Origin of the sequence: Sphingomonas sp. 22176 (assembly GCF_052045505.1) — a bacterium.
In the GTDB taxonomy this organism is placed as follows: Bacteria; Pseudomonadota; Alphaproteobacteria; order Sphingomonadales; family Sphingomonadaceae; genus Sphingomonas.
Genome location: NZ_JBQEPL010000002.1, coordinates 36,724 through 54,938, shown reverse-complemented (window position 1 = coordinate 54,938; position 18,215 = coordinate 36,724). Strand labels below are relative to the sequence as shown.

The following is an 18,215-nucleotide window of genomic DNA, read 5'->3' as shown; positions in this document are numbered from 1 at the left end:
GTCGACCAAATCCACGTGTCCGTACCATCGGAGAGGCGGCTTTGCATGGGCGGATTCCGCTCGGTCCCGAACGTGTGGAAGTCATGCAGCGGGGATACACTCGGTCGTAGAAGGCCGCGAAGAACCGCCTCCGTCTGCGCATTTATTGTTCCCATTGGAGAGGGTCGGTGAGACGGTCGAGGTATTCGCATAGCGATGATGTTTCGGGAATCCCTCATCAGTGATTATGAGTCGCTACCCGCTCCAGAACCTGGACTAGCGCATCGACGTCGCCCGCTGTGCTGAAAACATGAGGCGCGATCCGAATAATGCTGGTTAGGCCCCGCGCATCCATGTCTAGCGGCGCGTAGGTGCGCCCCGGACTGCTGATTGTGATGCCGGCACGGGCCAGCGCGGCGGCGGTCTTAGGCACATCCAGACCGGTCACCGTCACGAAACCCGCGAGGTCATCCCCTGCTCGATGATCGCCGCGCCCGACACCGCCAGAATGCGAGTGCGAAGCCTATCTGCGATGTTGGCGAGTTGTCGCGCGATAGCGTCTACGCCGATTGCCTGCGCGCCGCTTAGCGCGACGGACAGGCCGACCCGACCGGCCACGTTCGATTCCCCTGTCTCATAGCGCCGTGCATCGGTTCGGCCTTGCCGAACTGGTCAGCCATGAATGCCCGGGTGGCGGTCAAGTATTCTCGGGAAGCATAAAGCAGCGCAGTGCCACGCGGCCCTCTAAGCCACTTGCGTCCGCTCGCAGCGAGGCCGTGACAGCGCAGATCGCGGACGTCGATCGGGCGTTGACCCGCCACTTGGCACGCATCGACGATGTAAAAAGCACCCAACTCCTCCGCGAGCACGCCCACCGCCTCCGCCGGTTTAAAGATCGCGCAGGTGGCGGGGCACCATGTCAGCACGACAAGCCTGGTTGCGGGGTGCGCCCGCGCCTTGGCCGCATCCACATCGACCCGACCGTGCTGATCGACCGGCATCACGTCAACGATGACGCCGGGATAGCTGGACAACATGTGGAGTGTGCCGCCCCAGCACGTGCGGTCGACCAGCACGTGATCTCCTGGTTGAAGGGCCGCGGATTGGATCAAGGCCGCGAGCGCCCGGTTGCCGCTCCCGACGAAAGCCACCTCATCGATCTCGGCTCCGATCAGGTCGGCTGCCGCAGCATAGCCCGCCGCAATGACGTCTGATGCTTCCGCTGCGGCAGGAACTGCGCCGATTTCAGCTTCGCGGCGAAGATGCCTCACAGTCGCCTCGACGACGTCGGGCAGCATGACGCCGGCCGCCGCATTCGCGAAGTAGAGAGATGCCTTCGGCTGAAGTGATTGATCGTCCGTCACGTTTTCGCTCCCTGCACATTTTGGAGACGACGCGTGACACAGTCCGTTTTGTTGCCGGCTCGGCCACATCCTCCTCGCGGAGAGCCACCTTGCCCGGATTGGCAGGTTGGCGTTGGCGTCGTTCCAACTCTTGATGCGCAATCACCTTACGTCGCGCTTCCTGCGCCCGCAAGCTCGGGATGAAGCCCGCCGACATTCGGCACTCCATCGACGTCTGCTGTTTCTCGATTGGGATCGAGTTTTGGGAATGGCCGCGCGGTAGCTCTTTGGGCAATCTGACGTTCCATAATGGGCGCTGATTGTGCAAATTTTGCCTATGAACAGTCCAGGGATGATCGAGGGCGGGTGCCTCTGTGGCGCTTGTCGCTAAAGCACGAACGCTGCGCTGTTTGATCCCACGGTTTGATGGTGCGATCCTTTCGTTGGAATGGAAGGAAGCGATGTGGGACAGGTTCGTCACGGGAGCGCCACGACCACGCACGCCGTCCGAGCAGCAATACAGCGATCGCAGGCTTCGCTCGCGACGCTGAGCCGGGAACTGGGGATCAACCCAAAGACGGTCGCGAAGTGGCGGAAACGGGCGACGGTCGATGATTTGAAGACCGGGCCGAAAGCCCCCCATTCAACGACCCTGACCGAGGCCGAGGAGGCGATGGTTGTGGCGTTCCGGCGCCACACACTGCTGCCACTCGACGACTGCCTCTACGCCCTGCAACCGTCGCTCCCGCATCTGACGCGCTCAGCGCTGCATCGGTGCCTTCAGCGACACGGCATGTCGCGCTTGCCGGACATTGAGGGCGACAAGCCGAAGCGGCCGCGCTTCAAGCGCTACCCCATCGGCTTCTTCCACATCGATATTGCCGAGGTGCAGACCGCCGAAGGCAAACTCTACCTGCTCGTCGGCATCGACCGCACCAGCAAGCTCGCGGTCACGCAGCTGGTTGACAAGGCTGATCGACGGACAGCGTGGGAGTTCCTCGAACACCTGCTGACAGCCGTCCCCTACCGCATCCAAACCATCCTGACCGACAATGGCATTCAGTTCGCCGAGCAGCCCCGCAACCGGAATACCGCCTGCTCCCGCCAGATGCACTTCGACATGATCTGCGAGGCAAACGGCATCGAGCACCGGCTCACCGGACCGAACCATCCGTGGACCAACGGACAAGTCGAGCGGATGAACCGCACCATCAAGGAGGCGACCGTCAAACGCTTCCACTACGACAGCCACGACCAGCTGCGGACGCACCTCGCTGACTTCATGGCCGCCTATAATTTTGCCCGCCGGCTCAAGACGCTCAGCGGGCTCACACCCTAGGAATACATCGCCAAGATCTGGACGTCAGAGCCAGACCGGTTCATCGTCAATCCGATCCACAAGATGCCGGACTAAACAACTAGTATACAACATGACAGTTCGGCTGCTTGCTGGCGATGTCGATTAGAGCCACCTCGCGTAAAAGTCACATCTTAGGAACATATTCGACATTAAGTTGCTCCAATCCCAAACGATTTGCGATGTCGCATATTATTTACTAGAATGACCCTTTAGCGGTTCGCAGGGCTGATTGTCGAGTTCCGCCCGAAACGCCCTGTCGCCGACCGCCGAAGCCGTCGAAACGCGCAACATCGGAAATATACGTATCTGCACATTCATCGTTTGAAGAAAACAACGAACCATCTGTCCGACATCAAACAAGTCTCGGACATATTCGAAAAGGATGAAGCTGTGCACACTTATGCAGAATCTGTTCGGTTGAATGCACTTCATCAACTGACGATTCTCCAGGCACCTGCGAGCAAGCACCTTGATCGAATAACGCGAACGGCTGCACAGGTTTTTCAACTCCCATATGCCGCGATTTCCCTAACTGCGGAACACGAGCAAATTTTCAAATCAAAATATGGATTTGACGTCTGGAGCATGCCTCGTGAAGGAGCTCCTTGTTCTGAGGTAACTCTCTCGAAAAAGTCATTAGTTATCGAAGATCTTTTGGACAGCCCATTTTATTTCCGCTCTTCCCTTGCAAGGAATGGGAAGCGTTTTTATGCCGGCGCACCTCTTATAACGACGGACGGTCACAGTCTCGGCTCGCTCTGTGTCCTCGGCGACCAGCCGCGTATGACGACGCCTGGGGAATTAGAAGCTCTCACTGACTTGGCTGCTATGGTTATGGCGCAGATGGAATTGCAATACGCCTATGGCCACATCGATCCAATAAGCGGGATGCCTACTCGAGCGAGATTTCTGGAGGATTTGGCAGACCTGCGGCAAGCCAATCCGGGTACGAAGTACGTACTAGTCTTTCTAGATCTTGCACGGGGCGAGCAAATCTCAAAGATCGCCAGCGCTATGGGAGTGCACCGGGTCGACGAGATGATACGCGAAATCGCCGCAGGGTTCGATATGGCGTTAGGAGAACAGCGAACAGCTTATCACGTTGGGGCTACACAATTTGCGTTTCTCTCCCCTGCTGACGTTGAAGTGTCGTCGTATATGAATTTGGTGGAACGCACGTTTCGGGATCTTTGTGCAGGTGGCCCCCTCCCCTTCGTGACAACAGTGGCATTTGGTGCTCGCGACTTTGAGGTTGGAATGGTCGAACCTGAGGACTTGCTACGTGGCGCGGCTTTGGCTGCGCACGAAGCTCGTCGCACAAAAACTCTGACTGCCGTATATTGTAGTGATCTGGATGCGGCAGTGCAGCGTCGATACCGACTGCTTCGTGATTGCGGCGCCGCCCTGCGAGGTGGCAATCAGTTTTACCTTGTCTTTCAGCCGCGGGTTGAACTGAGTAGTGGGGCATGCCTGGGCGCCGAGGCCCTGCTCCGTTGGCGTCATCCGGAACTCGGTGAGATACCGCCATCTGAGTTCATCCCTATGATCGAGCAGACGTCGCTCGCGCGCCCATTGACTCAGTGGGTGCTCGACGAAGCATTGGATCAGGCTGTTCGTCTACGCTCAGCCGGGATCCTGCTCAAACTGTCGATTAACATATCTGCGATGAATCTCATGGAAGCAGATCTAGTAGATCGGGTATACGGCGGCTTACTTGCCCGCGATTTGTCCGCGCAATGCCTGGAGATTGAATTGACGGAAAGTGCAATGATGGAACATCCTAGCTCATCCCTCGATGTACTCAAAAATCTCGTAGCGGGCGGCGTCACTTTGTCTATTGACGACTTTGGTACAGGCCATAGTAGCTTCGCATATTTACAAAATCTTCCGGCTAGAGTCGTAAAAATCGACCAGTCGTTCATAAAAAATTTGATGTCTCGCGATGACCGCTGCATTCTTCTTGTAGATACGATTATTAATCTCCTCAAGAAGCTTGGTTATCGAGTTGTTGCAGAAGGGGTTGAAGATCAGGCGTGCTTTGATATTCTTGAGTCTTTGCATTGTGACGAAGTTCAAGGATATTATTACGCGAGACCAATGCCGTCGCAACGTTTCGTTGATTGGTTAAAGGAATATAATGCCAGAAGGAAGTTTTGATTTCAGCTGACCGCCTCAACTTACGCTGATCAGTTCATCGTATTATTGTGGCAACTTCGGAAAATTTTGATCGGTTTCACAACTTTAATATTTAGTGGCTTTTGTTCGATTTTTTGATCCGCCCGGAATGTGTAGCACCGAATAAATACTAGATCTTTGCGATTCGCGAAGAGTACCATGATTTCCGAATATAGTAAGATAATTTATATTTTAGCGTTTGTGCTATCTTGGTAATACGGGCCGCGCGTCGTGAAATTTGTTGGCAAAATAATTAAGAGTGCTCATCAGCAGGGTAACATGTGAATAATCGACGCGTGGCTGGTGATACTTCACTCAGCTCTGACTGCAGTAAATTTCTCATGTCTAGAGCTGCAACATGTAACATGAGTATCATTAGTGCAACAAACTCGCCGACGGCAAAATTTGTAGCGCGTAGACTTTCAATCAAAGTAGTTGCGGCAGCGCTTGGCGCATGATCATAAGTTCCACTCCGGCGTCGATCCCCAGCCAAACCGCTACGTTGCGGAGCGCCCAGCGAACCGAACCAAGTTGCGAAGCTTCGTACATTCGAATGCGGAAGCTTCATCTCAAAATTGGTGTGTCGGAGACGAACCCGGCCATTAGCTAGTTCGGCCTGTCAGCATCATCGACACTGGGTCTCCAGAGCCGCTTGCAGCTGCCATAGTGACGCGCCCACGTTCCCATCGCGGTAGATCCGCCGCAGTTTCTTTTGGTTGGGCGTTTCCCTGTCGCGCTAAAAGATGGCCGGCGACGATAGCGGAGTCGGCGGCGTTCCGCCCGCGGTGCGCGCAATCGCTCATCCGCGGGCACACCGCCAGAATCGCAGAGAACCAGTGTTTGTTCGCTGTCAGTTCATACTCGTCAGGCGATGAACGCGGTGCACAACGGCAGCATGGCGGCACCGATTGCCGCGGCATCGGGACCGATCGCCGATGGTGCGATTCTGGGCGCGGGGCGTTGACGGCCGCGCCGCTCGGGGTTGGTGAACCGGACGCGTGCTATTATCCGGTCGGCGAGTATGGACGGCAAGCGCCCCCCGAGCACGATCAGTTCGGGATCGAGCGCAGCTGAGATGACCGAAGCGACGAGGTTGAACGACGGCGTGCAGATATCCAGCCAGCCGTCGATCAGCGGATCGGCGGGATCGAACGCGGCCAACATCGCATGGAGGTCGTCATAGGGCTGCCCCCTGGCCGCGAGATAGCGGCGTAGATTCTCGAGATTGGGCTGTGGCCAGCCCTCTGGCAAGACCGAGGCGAACTCGCCGGCATTGCCGTGGCTACCGCGCAGCTGCGCGCCGCCTGCAATGACTCCGCCGCCAAACCCGGCCGCGAAATATAGATAGGCGAAGTCTTGCGTGGTTCGCCCCGCGCCCAGCATCGCTTCACCGACCGCGGCGACGTTGCCGTCATTGTCGACCCAGACCGGCCCTCCAAGCCGTTCGGCCAGCATCGTGTCGAGCGGGATAAGCGCCCATGGGTCGAGCTGGGCGGGCGGGTTCAGCCGCGCCCCGTCGCCGATGAAATAGCCGGTCACGCCGACACCGATACCGATCCGTCGCGCCGGATCGAGCGCCGCCTTGATCATCGTCGCGTCGATCAGCGAAGCGATTTGCGAAGCCGCCCGGGCGAAGTCGACGCTGCGCAGCGGTGCGTCAGCGCGCGCCCGGATCGCGCCGGTTAGGTCCATCAGCACCAGCGACACCGCGTCGGTCATCACCGACACACCGACCGCGAAGGCGGCATCAGCGACGAGGCGGAGTTTGGCGCTCGGTTTGCCGCGGCCCGCGATCTGGGGTGCGCCCTCGACCAGCAGGCCGCGTTCGATCAACGGGTCGACAAGACGGGTGATCGATTGCGCAGTCAGGCGAGTCGCGCGGGCTAGGTCGGCGCGTGAGGCTGTGCCGGTACGATGGAGGAGCCCCATCACAAGGCGTTCGTTGTCGGTCGCGGTGCGGCGTCCATCCTCCCGTAGAAATGCGGGCGCGAACTGGCCCGCGAAACCATGACTCATGGGTGGAAGTCCCTCGGATCGATCGGTGCGATACGCTGCTGCGGCCAAACGCACCAGGCGGCGACCGCACATGCGACCAGCAGCACGGCAACGAATGTCGCAAAAGCATCAGGCGCGAAAGTGGTGTGATCACCAAGTGCGGCGGTCATTGCCAGCCCGGCTCCGCCGAGCGCGAACTTGGCGGCCATGGTGTAGAAGCCATAACTGCCTGCGCCGCGTGCGAGCAGCGGCAACAGCGTCCAGTCGACGAGGTTGGTGCAGCCAAGCAAAAGACCGAGGGCGAGGATCATCGGCCATCCCTCTAGCCGGAGCAGCATGGTCATGACGGGGGTAGCGAGCACGTATAGCGACGCCAGCAAGATTAGGCCGCGGCGGGCATCCCGGACGTCCAACGGGACCAGCGCGGCCAGCATCCGGCCGCCCGTCAGCAGCAGGACGGTCGTCCCGGCGTCGGGATGAGCGACCGTGGTCGGCAATTGCAGCATCGCCTTGGTCAGCGCACCGAGCGCGACGATGCCGATCAGGCTACCGACCAGGAATCCACGCGGAAGCCCCGGACCGGTTGGTACCGCTGCCACTGCCTGCATGGCCGTGGCGCGTGGCAGCAGCGGTAACAGGGCGGCGCCGAGGATCAGCGCGGCCCCCGCAAGCAACCAGAGCATCACCGGCAGCGACGCGGCGTCGCGCCACCGTGATAAAGCGAGCCCGACCAAGCCTGCGGCGATCCCGGTGCCAATCGTTCGCCCGCGCGACAGGCGCGTCGCCGTGCCGGCCGCAGTCGCCGCGAGCCGGGTCAGCATCGCGTTGTGCGGCACATCATAGGCAGCATAGCAGCTACGGAAGGCCAATGTCGTCGCGACGAGCGCCGCGCTGCCATAGGTTGCGGCGAGAATCGTCATCGGGAATATCATCGCGGCCGCGGTGAGGCCGCCGCCGGCGACCCGTCGCGTTTGCTGCGGATAACGGTCAAGCCATGCGCCGACGCACAGGTCCGCGAGTGCATTCGCTGCGAGCCCAACCAAGAACAGCCAACCGGCGAGCACCGGATCGACCGCAAACAGGCTGACCAGCGCGTAGATCGTGACGAGGTCGCTCGCCGTCCATAACAGGCTCTTGCCGATGTGGGCCGCGTAGTAGGCGCCATGCGAGGCGTGCGGGGACAGCGTCATCGGATCCATCGGACCTTGTAAAGATGAAGGTCGTCGACCAGGATGCGGCGCGGCTCGGCACCTTGCGCGGTCATAACGGTGAAGCCGTGCGCCCACCAGCTCTCCTCAGCCTGCACCCAGGCGATGCGGTCGCCCATCGCGCTCACGGCTTTGACGCGCAGCTTGGGGTTGAGCGGCGCGATGGGGTGGAAGCTGCCGTCATCGGGGTTGAAGGACCAGGCACCATCATCGGTGGTGACGGTATAGTCACCATTTGGCGCCAGCGAAAGGTCATGCCCGTCGCGCCGACCCGGCAGCGGCCAATGTGCGGTCTCGACAAGCCGGGGGCCTTGCCCGGTCGGGTCGAGCTGGAAGCCTTGGACCAGATCGTGCGACAACGTAAACAGTCGCGCACGCTTGGGATCCCAGACTGCGCCATGCCCGGACGGCAGCGGCAGGCTCTGCAGCGGCCTCTCGTTGCGGTGGACATCGTAAAGTTCGAGCCGATTCCCCGCCGGATCGATCGATAGTGCGACCGCGACCAGCCCGCCCGGCAGCAGCGCCGCCGAGTGTGCCATCGGCGTCTTCGCGCGGAACAGTACCCTGCCGGTCGCACGATTGATCAGCACCGTTGCGCCGGTCGAGGCGGTGACGAGTAGCGCGCGACCATCGTCCACCGGCTTGCAGTCATCAATATGGGCCAGCAGCGTCGCCCGATACTCGGCGGGCAGATCGGATGCCTCGCTCGCCGTCCAATGCCACGACTCGGTCGACCCATCGCTGTCGATCCGGAGTTCGCGGACTTGATCGTCACCGCAGGCATATAGGCGATCCGGTGTCGCCGTCGCTGCGTACAAAGCCAGGAAACTCATCAAAAACATGGATATACTCCTCAGATAGAGCTTCTGCCGCATCAACCTCGATGCAACCGTCACGTTTATGTCACCTATAGTGATTAAATGACGTGGTTATGTCATCCAAAGGGGGATTCGCCATGTCGTCTCGATCCAGTTTTCGTTTACTGTTGCTTCTGTCCGCATCGTTGCCGTGCAGCGCCTTTGCGCAGAGCGTCGCCGCGCCCACCCAGACGGCTAACCCCGAAGCGTCGCCCCTCGCCGGTTCCGAGAAGGAAGGCGACATCGTCGTGACCGGCGCGCGGCTGCAGGCGAAAAAGGACATCGCGGCCAAGCGCGAGATCTCGGTCATCTCCGACAGCATCAGCTCGGACGAGGTCGGCACATTGCCGGACTTCGGTCTGGGCGAGGCGTTGACCCGCGTGCCGGGTATCTCCACCATCCAGAATAACGGTCGCGGCGAAGCGCAATTCCTATCGATCCGCGGTCTCAATGCCGACTATAACCTCGTCGAGATCGATGGCGTGCCGCTGCCGGCCAACGAAATCTCGCGCCGCAATGTCTCGCTGGACGTCATCCCATCGTCGCTGGCCGCGCGGGTCGACGTCTACAAGTCGATGGATGCGGCAATGAACGCCAATGCGATCGGCGGCATCGCCAACCTCCGGACGCGCAGTGCGTTCGACAATGGCGGCAGGCCCTATCTGGGCGGTCGTGCGGACATGGGCCGCTGGAATTTCCAGCACGTGCGCGGCGGCAACACCCCATCGGGCCAGGCCGAGCTGGTCGGCGCGACCACCTTCGGTCCCGACCACAAGTTCGGCGTGGTCGTCGCGGGCAGCTATTTCCGGCGCGTCAGCGCGTCGCTTGATTCCGCGAGCACGGCGCCGCTCTACGTCGATCCGACCACCGGCCAGAAATTGAGCTCGGCAACGAACGATGTCAGCAACGCCGCTGTCGTGCCTTCAGTCCGGCGCTGGCTGCACTACGACAATCTGCGTCAGCGCTACGGTGGCCTCGCCAAGTTTGAGTTTGACGATCATGTGATGTTCAAAGGCATGCTGACCTATGCAGATTTTTATCACACCAATGACGAGGACCGGCAAGCCAACAGTGTGACCCCCAACACCGCGGTAAATGCAGCGACCAATAAATACACTTATATCACGGGCGTCACCGCGGCTGGTGGCACGGTCACCAGCGGCACCTATGCGCAAGATGACGATTCGCATTACTTCCAGAAGCGCGGCATAAAATATGCCGACTTTCACGGTGAGCTGAGTCCCGGCAATCATATCGCGGCCGATCTGGGCGTGAACTACGCGATTGCCACCTATCATCAGGATGCAACGACATCGGTCTTTCGCATACCGGCCGGGGCAAACCTCGCTTATAACTATACGATCAAGCCGGGACAGTTTCCCCAGTTCAATTTCATCAACCCGAGCTATGTGTTCAACCCAGCAAACTACTATTTCTATGATTATCAGATCGCACCCGATGACCAGCAAGAAAAGGCGCTGACCGGACGGGCGAACCTGCGGATCAACATGGCCGGAGAAGATCGCGGCATTGGCGTTGCGACGGGACTTTACGGCCGCTTCGTCGATCGCCGGTACGATCGCACCGTTAGCGATTATACGCCGATCGGCGGGGCTGCGCCGCTGTCGACCTTTGCCGCACCCCAGCGCTATACGCCCTATAACAGCGGCGGCCAGAGCGTGATGTTTTTCGATCCCGCCGCGGTCACCGCGTTCTTCAACGCGAACCCCGCCAAGTTCGTTGCGAATGCGACGAACGCGCAAGCCAGCCTGCAATCCGATTATACGCTGACCGAAGACATCAAGGCGGGCTATGCCATGGGCCGATATGCGCTCGACGATCTGCGGCTCACCGCCGGCATCCGGTACGAGGGCACAGATCTGACCACCGGGTCCTATAATTTCACCACCGTCGGCAAAACAACGACGCTAGCCTATGGGCAGCAGGCTGAGCACTATCAGGATTGGCTGCCGTCGGCGGAACTCGACTGGAACGTGACGAGCAAGGTCCGCGCCCGTGCAGCGTTCAGCCGGACACTCGCGCGGCCGAATTATAGCGATTTGGCGGGTCGGCAGACCATCGCCATCAATTCCGGGACCAATTTTGTCACAATCATGAGCGGCAATGCGCGGTTGCAGCCGCGGCGTAGCGACAATTACGACGCGAGCCTTGAATATTATGCCAACCGGGACGTGCTGTTTTCGGTGGCAGGCTTCATCAAGAACGTTCGGAACGAAATCCTGACGGTCAGCAACACTGCGCTCCAACCCTATAACGGGGTCATGACGCAGGTCACCACCACCCAACCGATCAACGCCGCCGGCACGGAGATCCGTGGCGTCGAACTGAACGCGGTGGTCACCCGCTTCTCGTTCCTGCCGCGTCCCTTGGACGGACTGGGCATTGCTGCCAACGTCACCCTGCTGAACCCGACGCCGCCGTCGGTGATGATGACGAATGGCACACGTCGTCAATTATCGAGCCTGGTCGAAAGCGCGAACGTCGTCGGTAACGTTCGCGCCTTCTACACCATCGGGTCGGTCACGGTGCAGGGGGCGTGGAACCACCTCGCACCACTGCTGCTGACCGTGTCGACAACCGATCCGACCCAGGACGTTCGGTACAAGGCCAGCGATGTCTTCGATGCACAGGTCCGCGTCCAATTGTCGCGGACCATCACCGTGGTGGCACAGGGCAAAAACCTGTCCGACAATCGCCCCATGCGCGTGACCGGGCCAGGCTTTGGCTTGTTGAGCGAAGAACTGGAAAACGGCCGTGCATATTATATCGGAGGGATGTTTCGGTTTTGAGGCACGGTACAGCATTGCCGCGCGGGCGACTCGGCTCTCCAGTGCACCACTTGTGAGGTAGACGTGCATCCGGATTGGACAAACACCCACTTCCACTAAGCCGCCATACGTCGCCGAGCAGCCGAATCACGGCTTTATTGTCTAGCTAATTCCTGCGTTGTTCTTCCTGTTCCCCGTTCGCCAATAGCTGCCTTCGAGGTCGTCGGGCGGTTGCGGCAGCTTTACGCCCGAGCCTTCATGACAGTAGCCGAGCGAAATAGGTGGAAATTTCTGAGTCTTAAATGAGGTTGGCGAATTACCGGTAGCATTCTGGCTGAACGACGAGCAGTGGGCTCAATTACGGCCGCTGCTGCCAAACAAGCCGTGAGGTGTGCCGCGGGCCGACAATCGTCGGACGATCAGCGGCATCATCCATGTGCTGCAGGCGGGCTGCCGTTGGAAGGACGCGTCGAGCGCCTATGGTCCGTACAAGGAGCTGTACAGCCGGCATAAGCGTTGATCGGAAAAAGGGTGCCCGGCCGACCGTGTTTGAAGCGTTGGCAGCTGCCGGCCGTCCACCGGCTGAGGCCATGCTCGACAGCACGAATGTGACGGCGCAACGTTCGGCTGCCGGGGGAAACTGGGGGGCGTGCGAGACGTTCGGCATCAGTCGCGGCGGGTACAACACCAAGATTCACGCCATCGCCGACGCCCAAGCAAGCCGCTCGCCTTCCTTCTGACACTAGGTCCGGCGACCGGCTGTCGGGCAGCGGAGGCGTTGCTCAACGGTCCGCCGGCCCGCTGTATCGTCTACGCCGATCGCCCCTACGACACCAACCGGAACGGGCCTTATCGAGCGGCAGGGTGCTGTTCCCACCATCTCGCCCAAGACTAACGGGCGCTGGGAAGCTGCTTCAACCGCAGCCTCCAAAAATGCGATCGAGCACATGTTCTGCTGCTTCAAGGGCTGCCGGCGCCTCGCCACCCGCTTTGACCGCACGGCCGCCGTCTTCCTGGGCAGCATCCATCTCGCCGCCAGCGTCATGTGGTTTTTGTGAGTCCGAGTCCTAGGTGTTTAGTCCCGGCATCTGGTGGATCGGATTGACGATGAACCGGTCTGGCTCTGACGTCCAGATCTTGGCGATGTATTCGTAGGGTGTGAGCCCGCTGAGCGTCTTGAGCCGGCGAGTAAAATTATAGGCGGCCATGAAGTCAGCGAGGTGCGTCCGCAGCTGGTCGTGGCTGTCGTAGTGGAAGCGTTTGACGATCGCCTCCTTGATGGTGCGGTTCATCCGCTCGACCTGCCTGTTGGTCCGCGGGTGGTTCGGCTTCGTCAGTCGGTGCTCGATATCCTTTGCTTCGCAGATCATGTCGAAGCGCATCTGGCGGGACTAAGCGGTGTTGCGGCTGCGCGGCTGCTCGGCGAATTGAATGCCATTATCGGTCAGGATCGTGTGAATGCGGTTAGGCGCGGCCTTCAGCAGGTGTTCGAGGAACTCCCACGCTGTCCGTCGATCAGCCTTGTCGACAAGTTGGCTGACCGCGAATTTACTCGTGCGATCGATGCCGACGAACAGGTAGAGCTTGGCCGACGAACAGGTAGAGCTTGGCCGACGAACAGGTAGAGCTTGCCTTCGGCAGTCTGCACCTCGGCAATATCGATGTGGAAGAAGCCAATCGGGTAGCGCTTGAAGGGTTGTCGCTTTGGTTTGTCGCCTTCGATATCCGGCAAGCCGGAGATGCCGTAGCGCTGGAGGCACCGGTGCAGCGCTGACCGGGTCAGGTGCGGGATCGCCGGCTGCAACGCATATAGGCAGTCGTCGAGAGGCAGCAGGGTGTGCCGTCGGAATGCGACAACCATTGCCTCTTCAGCCTCGGACAAGGTTGTTGAATGAGGGGTCTTCGGCCCGGTCTTCAGATCCTCGACGGTTGGCCGTTTCCGTCACTTCGCGACTGTCTTCGGATTGATCCCCAGTTCACGGCTCAGCGTCGCGAGCGAAGCCTGCGATCGCTGTATTGCTGCTCGGACGGCGTGCGTGGTCGTGGCGCTCCCGTAACGAACCTGCGCATATGGCTTCCTTCCATTCCAACGAAAGGATCGCACCATCAAACCGTGGGATCAAACACCTAATCTATTTGCCAGGTCGATCACTGCAATGGTTACGCTTGTCTTGCCAGCGGTGCGCGGCGCCCAATTCTTTAACGGAAGCGCAGGAAAGACGGTACTGTTAACCGGCAAGCGGATGCCGATGGCTTGAACGCGACGATGTCGATTGCGCAGATGCTCAAGGCCGGCCTGGACGTGTCGTGGCTATTTGAACCGATTGTGGCCGAACATTTCATTCCGCAAGAAGATCAGCTGTCGAGGGCGAAGACGGTGGGAAACTTGGCGGACGTGGCGCGGACGCAAGGGCTCGATCAGCGTTCGGATGTTCGGTCCGCCCTGCGCGCTGTCGATACGATCGTACTGGCGGAGGCGGCCAGCCGCAGCCTGACCGATGCAATCCCCATGTCAGATGCCGTAGTGTCGGCGTAGATAGCCGCCAATCCGGGTCGATATGACGAATACCGGCTGATCCATATCTTCGTCGCCGTCGGCACCACGCCGAACGGAAAGACGCGGAGCGACGCCGATGCACTCAAGCTTGCCCAAGGCTTGCGTCTTCGCCTGGCTCGCGGTGAATCGTTCGAAGATCTGGCCGCAGCGGCCTCCGAAGATCGTAGCACCTCGTCGAACGGAGGTCATCTGCCGGCAACGGTGGGAGTATCGATGAACGACGCATTCTTTCCGTACGCTCGCCGCCTGGCGGACCTTGCCGTGACAGAGCCTGTGCGAGGGCCCCGAGGGCATCATCTCATCCGGCTGGACCAGCGTATACCGGCGACCGTCGCGGCCTCTCGCTACTGGGTCGAGCAGGACGTCATCAACGGGAGATTGCCAGAGGAGATCCGAAAAGCCGTTGCCGCGCTGCCAGCCTATGTCAATGAGTAATGATCCGGGCCCATCGCTTGCGCAAAGCCCATTGTCGGCGGGGCCGGTCATCCTGCGCCGTCGGGCTGGATATCCGCCGATCCTTCGCAAAAGCATGCACAATATCAGGACGTCACCTCCTCTTCATCACTCGAGCTTAAGGGGCGAGATAAGGATCTGGAGTGTGAGAGATGGTGGCAGTCCCCTCGCGGGATTGGCAAGCCGATGCGATATCCCATTTGTGCGACAGCCGGCTGTGGCATGCGAGCGGCCTGCTGTTCGCCTTTTTCCTGACGGATTCATGTGGCCTTCCTCCGCTCGCGATGGGTGCCGCGATAGCCGCTTCACCGCTCATCCACGCGCTGGGCGACCTGGGCGCCTGCGCGAGCATGCAACGCCGGCCGACGTGGACCTGGATGGCAGTGCAAGCTTGAGCGCGCTGGGTACCGCACACGGCGCAGTTCTTCGTAGTGTTGCCGTGCCGTGAGGCTACCTCCGTCAGCGGCGCAGATGCGCCGCAGTCGAAATGGCTTCAAGGAATTGAACGCCTTCGTCAGCCGACAGAATAACTGAGAATGTGCACGGCTTGCGCGCACACGGGATCCGCTCGGGCACATCATTTTAGCACAACGTGACGCCATAAAGACACCCAGAGCTCAGACGATCTGGTTCAGCAATACTCAGGAGACCTCTGTCGAGACCAGATAAACCTGAAAGGCGTGACCAGCTTCAAGCTCAAGCCACTCCGGCGATCCACGGGAATAACGGCTGAACTTCTGGACGGCGTTGATATAGGATACATCTGGACCTCCTGTCTGAAGGGCGAGTTGCAACACCACCATCCCATCAGCCAGGAGGATCCGATCAAAGTTTTCTCCAATTGCCGCGATAGCAGCTTAGTTCAATCCTGTTAATGAATCACAGCGCTAGTTTTGTCTGGGCTTTCAAGAGCCAAAGCACGAACTTTCGCGACGGCCCCCATCGTCGGCTGAGATGAGGTGGATGCTCGATCTGTGCGCTCCAACTTCGGTGCAAGATGCGAGCGAGTTCCACCTACATTGAATCGCAATGCTTGCGCCTTGAGCTCCGCTACTTCCGTGTTCAGATTGCGAACTGCCGCCGAGGTCTGTTCGACCATCGCTGCGTTTTGCTGCGTCACTTGGTCGATGCTGTTCACTGCAGTTGAGACCTGGGTGACCGTGGTTGCCTGTGCCTGGTTGTCGGTGGCCATGGTTTCGAGGAGGCCGTGCACCTCGTTCACATCCCCGACGATCGCGCCGAGCGCCGCGTCGACACGCTTGACCATTTCGGCCGCAGCCGTGACGTCGGCCTGCGTTGTCGTCAGCTGGTCGCGCGCGCGCCCCGCTTCCTCTTCGGCGCGCATCGCGAGCGCAGAGACCAGATCGGCAACGACGGCAAAGCCACGTCCCGCCTCGCCTGCGCGGCCAGCTTCGACGGCGGCGTTCATCGCAAGAACACGCGTCTGGAAGGCAATCTTGTCGAGGCCCTCGATGACGGTATCGATGCCCTTGGCGCTATCGGAAACGCGCGACATCGCCTGCATCGCCTCGTCTGCCACGCTGCGGCCCGAGGCCACGACCCCGATGGCACCGGTGGCCCGGTCCACCGTCTGCGTCGCCGCGGTCGCGGTGTTCCGGATGCGCTGATTCATCTCCATGACCGCCGCCGAAGTCTCTTCCAGGCTGGCTGCGGCGGCCTCTGTACGACGCGCGAGATCCTCGCTGGCCTGCGCGATCTCGGCCGATCCCGTCGAGATGGTCTCTGCTCTCTGCATTACCGAGGCGATCAGATCCCGCAGCGCCGTGACGGCGGCGTTGAAGTTGGTCTTCACGCCTTCATATTCGACAGCGAAAGGCTCGTTGATCGAGGCCGTGAGGTCGCCGCCGGCGAGCTTGCTCAAGCGCTCTTGCAGCGTATTGACGACATGCTTCTGCGCGACGTCGCTCACTGCCTTGGCCTTGGCGGCGGCAGCCTGTTGAATGGCGGCCTCCTTGAAGACGAGCACGGACTTCGCCATCGCGCCCACTTCGTCACGCCGATCGGTGCCGGGAACCTCGGCGGCATTGTTGCCGCCAGCAAGAGCGCGCATCGCATCCTGCAATCGCTCAAGCGGCTTCGCGATTTGGCTTTTAGAAAGAAGGGCGGCCGCACCGATCGTCGCAACAAGCGCTATGAGGGCAACCACCAGAAGGGTCATGCGATTGGTGACGGAGGTGGCCGTCAGATCGTCGGAGGTCTTGTTTGCGTCCTTCACACGAGCATCATTGATCGCAGTGAGTGCTGTGTTTAGCTGCGCGGCAGTTGCATCCGCGCCAAAGAGTGCCTGTTGCGCGGCCGGTTTGTCGTTTCGAAGGCCAAAGACAATGGCGGTTTGCACCTGATCGTGCAGCTTCGCAGTGAGGTCTCGAATGGGGCTAAGCTTGGCGGTTTGGCTTGGCTCAGCCTTCACAACCTCATCGATATACTTCAAGGCTTTTGCAAACGCGGCCTTTTCATCATCTGCGGCATCACGAGCCGTCGACGATGCGCCGTCCGACGCCATGACTTTGTAGCCGGCATAGACCATCTCGCTCGCGACGCGATTGGCGCGCACGAGCTGCACCGTGTCGGGCATTGTTACAGCGATGATGTCGCTGTAGCTATCGTCCGCCGTTTTGATAGCGCTGCCACTATACCAAGCAATCCCCAGCGTAACGAGGCCAAAACTAGCAAGCAACATAATTATTTTGAGCTGAATCTTCAAATTTGAAAAAGCTGTCATTGTTAGTTTCCCTATCAAAATCATGCGCTTGCGCACACCGATCCTAAAAGATTTAAAGCTAAATTTATGCAGAGGTTCTTATCTCACTTGCAAATCATTATACAACCTACGTTCACGTGAGACCTACAGCGCATGTCCAGTGAGCATATTTATCGACGTGCTTTCCGCACAGAAACTCTGGTGATATTTCGATCGACCCAGGCTTCATATCCGGGCACGGGCAGCAAATTGCCAATATATATCACCATCACCCATGAACTTAAAGTCAATGGCTGAGCCCATTTTTCGAGCACTCTTGTCTGAAAGCGTCGAAATATCTAATAACGATTTGACATTTTACGTTTTTACAGTTTTTCCGTTGGTTATTTCTCCCTTTGGCTATCCAGAGTAAAAGGATAGCAGTATAACTCTATCTAGATCATCCAGATAGAACTCAATCGCAGTGATGAGCAGCAAGAATGTTCATTCAAGCTCAACACTTTGCTGGCTCAGAATCACTACAGCCGCTCGTAACTTTGACGAGGATGCTTGCGATTGATACCACTCCACCCCAATGCGTGAGGCGGAGATCGTTCCCGCGCAAGGCGCGGCGGTCGTCGACGCCTGTTCTTGGATTGGTGTGACCGAGTAGAGTTACGGAGTGCTACGGCCTGAAGATGGATCAGGCCCGGCGCATGAAGGAGTTGGAGCGCGAGCATGGGCAACTACGCCAGGCGGTGTCGGCTCTAATGTTGAGACGTTCGGCGATATACTGCT

The 18,215-nt window shown here is 59.4% G+C and carries 13 protein-coding genes, 2 pseudogenes and 1 riboswitch; of the genes and pseudogenes, 8 read left to right on the top strand and 7 right to left on the bottom strand.

Features of this window, described 5'->3' with window-relative positions:
* Window positions 1-217: 217 nt before the first annotated feature.
* Together ACTJKY_RS08125 and ACTJKY_RS08120 are read right to left on the bottom strand one after the other, a co-directional pair.
* On the bottom strand, window positions 218-433 hold the full coding sequence (locus tag ACTJKY_RS08125; RefSeq protein ID WP_440845327.1) for a hypothetical protein: 216 nt from the start codon (window positions 431-433) through the stop codon (window positions 218-220).
* 130 nt (window positions 434-563) lie between these two features.
* Complete coding sequence (locus ACTJKY_RS08120) at window positions 564-1,343, bottom strand: aminotransferase class V-fold PLP-dependent enzyme (protein ID WP_440845325.1); 780 nt, start codon at window positions 1,341-1,343, stop codon at window positions 564-566.
* 37 nt (window positions 1,344-1,380) lie between these two features.
* Window positions 1,381-1,485, bottom strand: a riboswitch (SAM-I-IV-variant riboswitch).
* A 300-nt stretch (window positions 1,486-1,785) separates the two neighbouring features.
* Here ACTJKY_RS08120 and ACTJKY_RS08115 point away from each other — a divergent pair.
* Window positions 1,786-2,736: pseudogene (locus ACTJKY_RS08115) on the top strand (IS481 family transposase).
* A gap of 267 nt (window positions 2,737-3,003) precedes the next feature.
* Complete coding sequence (locus tag ACTJKY_RS08110) at window positions 3,004-4,839, top strand: sensor domain-containing phosphodiesterase (protein ID WP_440845324.1); 1,836 nt, start codon at window positions 3,004-3,006, stop codon at window positions 4,837-4,839.
* 882 nt (window positions 4,840-5,721) lie between these two features.
* Here ACTJKY_RS08110 and ACTJKY_RS08105 read toward each other — a convergent pair.
* The 3 genes from ACTJKY_RS08105 to ACTJKY_RS08095 are packed head-to-tail and all read right to left on the bottom strand — an operon-like array spanning window position 5,722 to window position 8,902.
* Window positions 5,722-6,873: an ROK family protein gene (locus ACTJKY_RS08105; RefSeq protein WP_440845322.1), complete on the bottom strand. Its 1,152-nt coding sequence runs from the start codon at window positions 6,871-6,873 to the stop codon at window positions 5,722-5,724.
* Window positions 6,870-8,051, bottom strand: coding sequence for a hypothetical protein (locus ACTJKY_RS08100; RefSeq protein WP_440845320.1), 1,182 nt, complete (start codon window positions 8,049-8,051; stop codon window positions 6,870-6,872). Before ACTJKY_RS08100 ends, ACTJKY_RS08105 begins: the two co-directional genes overlap by 4 nt.
* Entirely contained in the window at window positions 8,039-8,902 is an 864-nt protein-coding gene (locus ACTJKY_RS08095; protein ID WP_440845319.1) for a DUF6528 family protein, read from the bottom strand. Before ACTJKY_RS08095 ends, ACTJKY_RS08100 begins: the two co-directional genes overlap by 13 nt.
* 113 nt (window positions 8,903-9,015) lie before the next feature.
* Between ACTJKY_RS08095 and ACTJKY_RS08090 the strand changes: the two genes are divergently transcribed.
* The 4 genes from ACTJKY_RS08090 (at window position 9,016) to ACTJKY_RS08075 (ending at window position 12,764) form a co-directional block, all read left to right on the top strand.
* Window positions 9,016-11,727 carry a TonB-dependent receptor gene (locus tag ACTJKY_RS08090; protein ID WP_440845317.1) on the top strand — a complete coding sequence of 904 codons (2,712 nt, stop codon included), beginning with the start codon at window positions 9,016-9,018 and terminating at the stop codon, window positions 11,725-11,727.
* Window positions 11,728-12,097: 370 nt separating this feature from the next.
* Entirely contained in the window at window positions 12,098-12,226 is a 129-nt protein-coding gene (locus ACTJKY_RS08085) for a transposase (RefSeq protein WP_440845315.1), read from the top strand.
* 70 nt (window positions 12,227-12,296) lie between these two features.
* Complete coding sequence (locus tag ACTJKY_RS08080; protein WP_440845313.1) at window positions 12,297-12,446, top strand: hypothetical protein; 150 nt, start codon at window positions 12,297-12,299, stop codon at window positions 12,444-12,446.
* A gap of 78 nt (window positions 12,447-12,524) precedes the next feature.
* Window positions 12,525-12,764 carry a transposase gene (locus tag ACTJKY_RS08075; protein ID WP_440846303.1) on the top strand — a complete coding sequence of 80 codons (240 nt, stop codon included), beginning with the start codon at window positions 12,525-12,527 and terminating at the stop codon, window positions 12,762-12,764.
* A gap of 9 nt (window positions 12,765-12,773) precedes the next feature.
* Here ACTJKY_RS08075 and ACTJKY_RS08070 read toward each other — a convergent pair.
* Window positions 12,774-13,813 (bottom strand): annotated as a pseudogene (locus ACTJKY_RS08070) (IS481 family transposase).
* A gap of 147 nt (window positions 13,814-13,960) precedes the next feature.
* Here ACTJKY_RS08070 and ACTJKY_RS08065 point away from each other — a divergent pair.
* Both ACTJKY_RS08065 and ACTJKY_RS08060 read left to right on the top strand, forming a co-directional pair.
* A complete protein-coding gene (locus tag ACTJKY_RS08065; RefSeq protein ID WP_440845312.1) occupies window positions 13,961-14,242 on the top strand; it encodes a hypothetical protein in 282 nt (93 codons plus the stop codon).
* Window positions 14,243-14,698, top strand: a complete 456-nt coding sequence (locus ACTJKY_RS08060) for a peptidylprolyl isomerase (protein ID WP_440846301.1) — start codon at window positions 14,243-14,245, stop codon at window positions 14,696-14,698.
* Window positions 14,699-15,587: 889 nt separating this feature from the next.
* On the opposite strand, the gene ACTJKY_RS08055 is transcribed toward ACTJKY_RS08060, so the two are convergent.
* The gene (locus ACTJKY_RS08055; protein WP_440846299.1) at window positions 15,588-17,459 is read right to left on the bottom strand and encodes a methyl-accepting chemotaxis protein; all 1,872 of its coding nucleotides are present in this window, start codon (window positions 17,457-17,459) and stop codon (window positions 15,588-15,590) included.
* Window positions 17,460-18,215 lie beyond the last annotated feature (756 nt).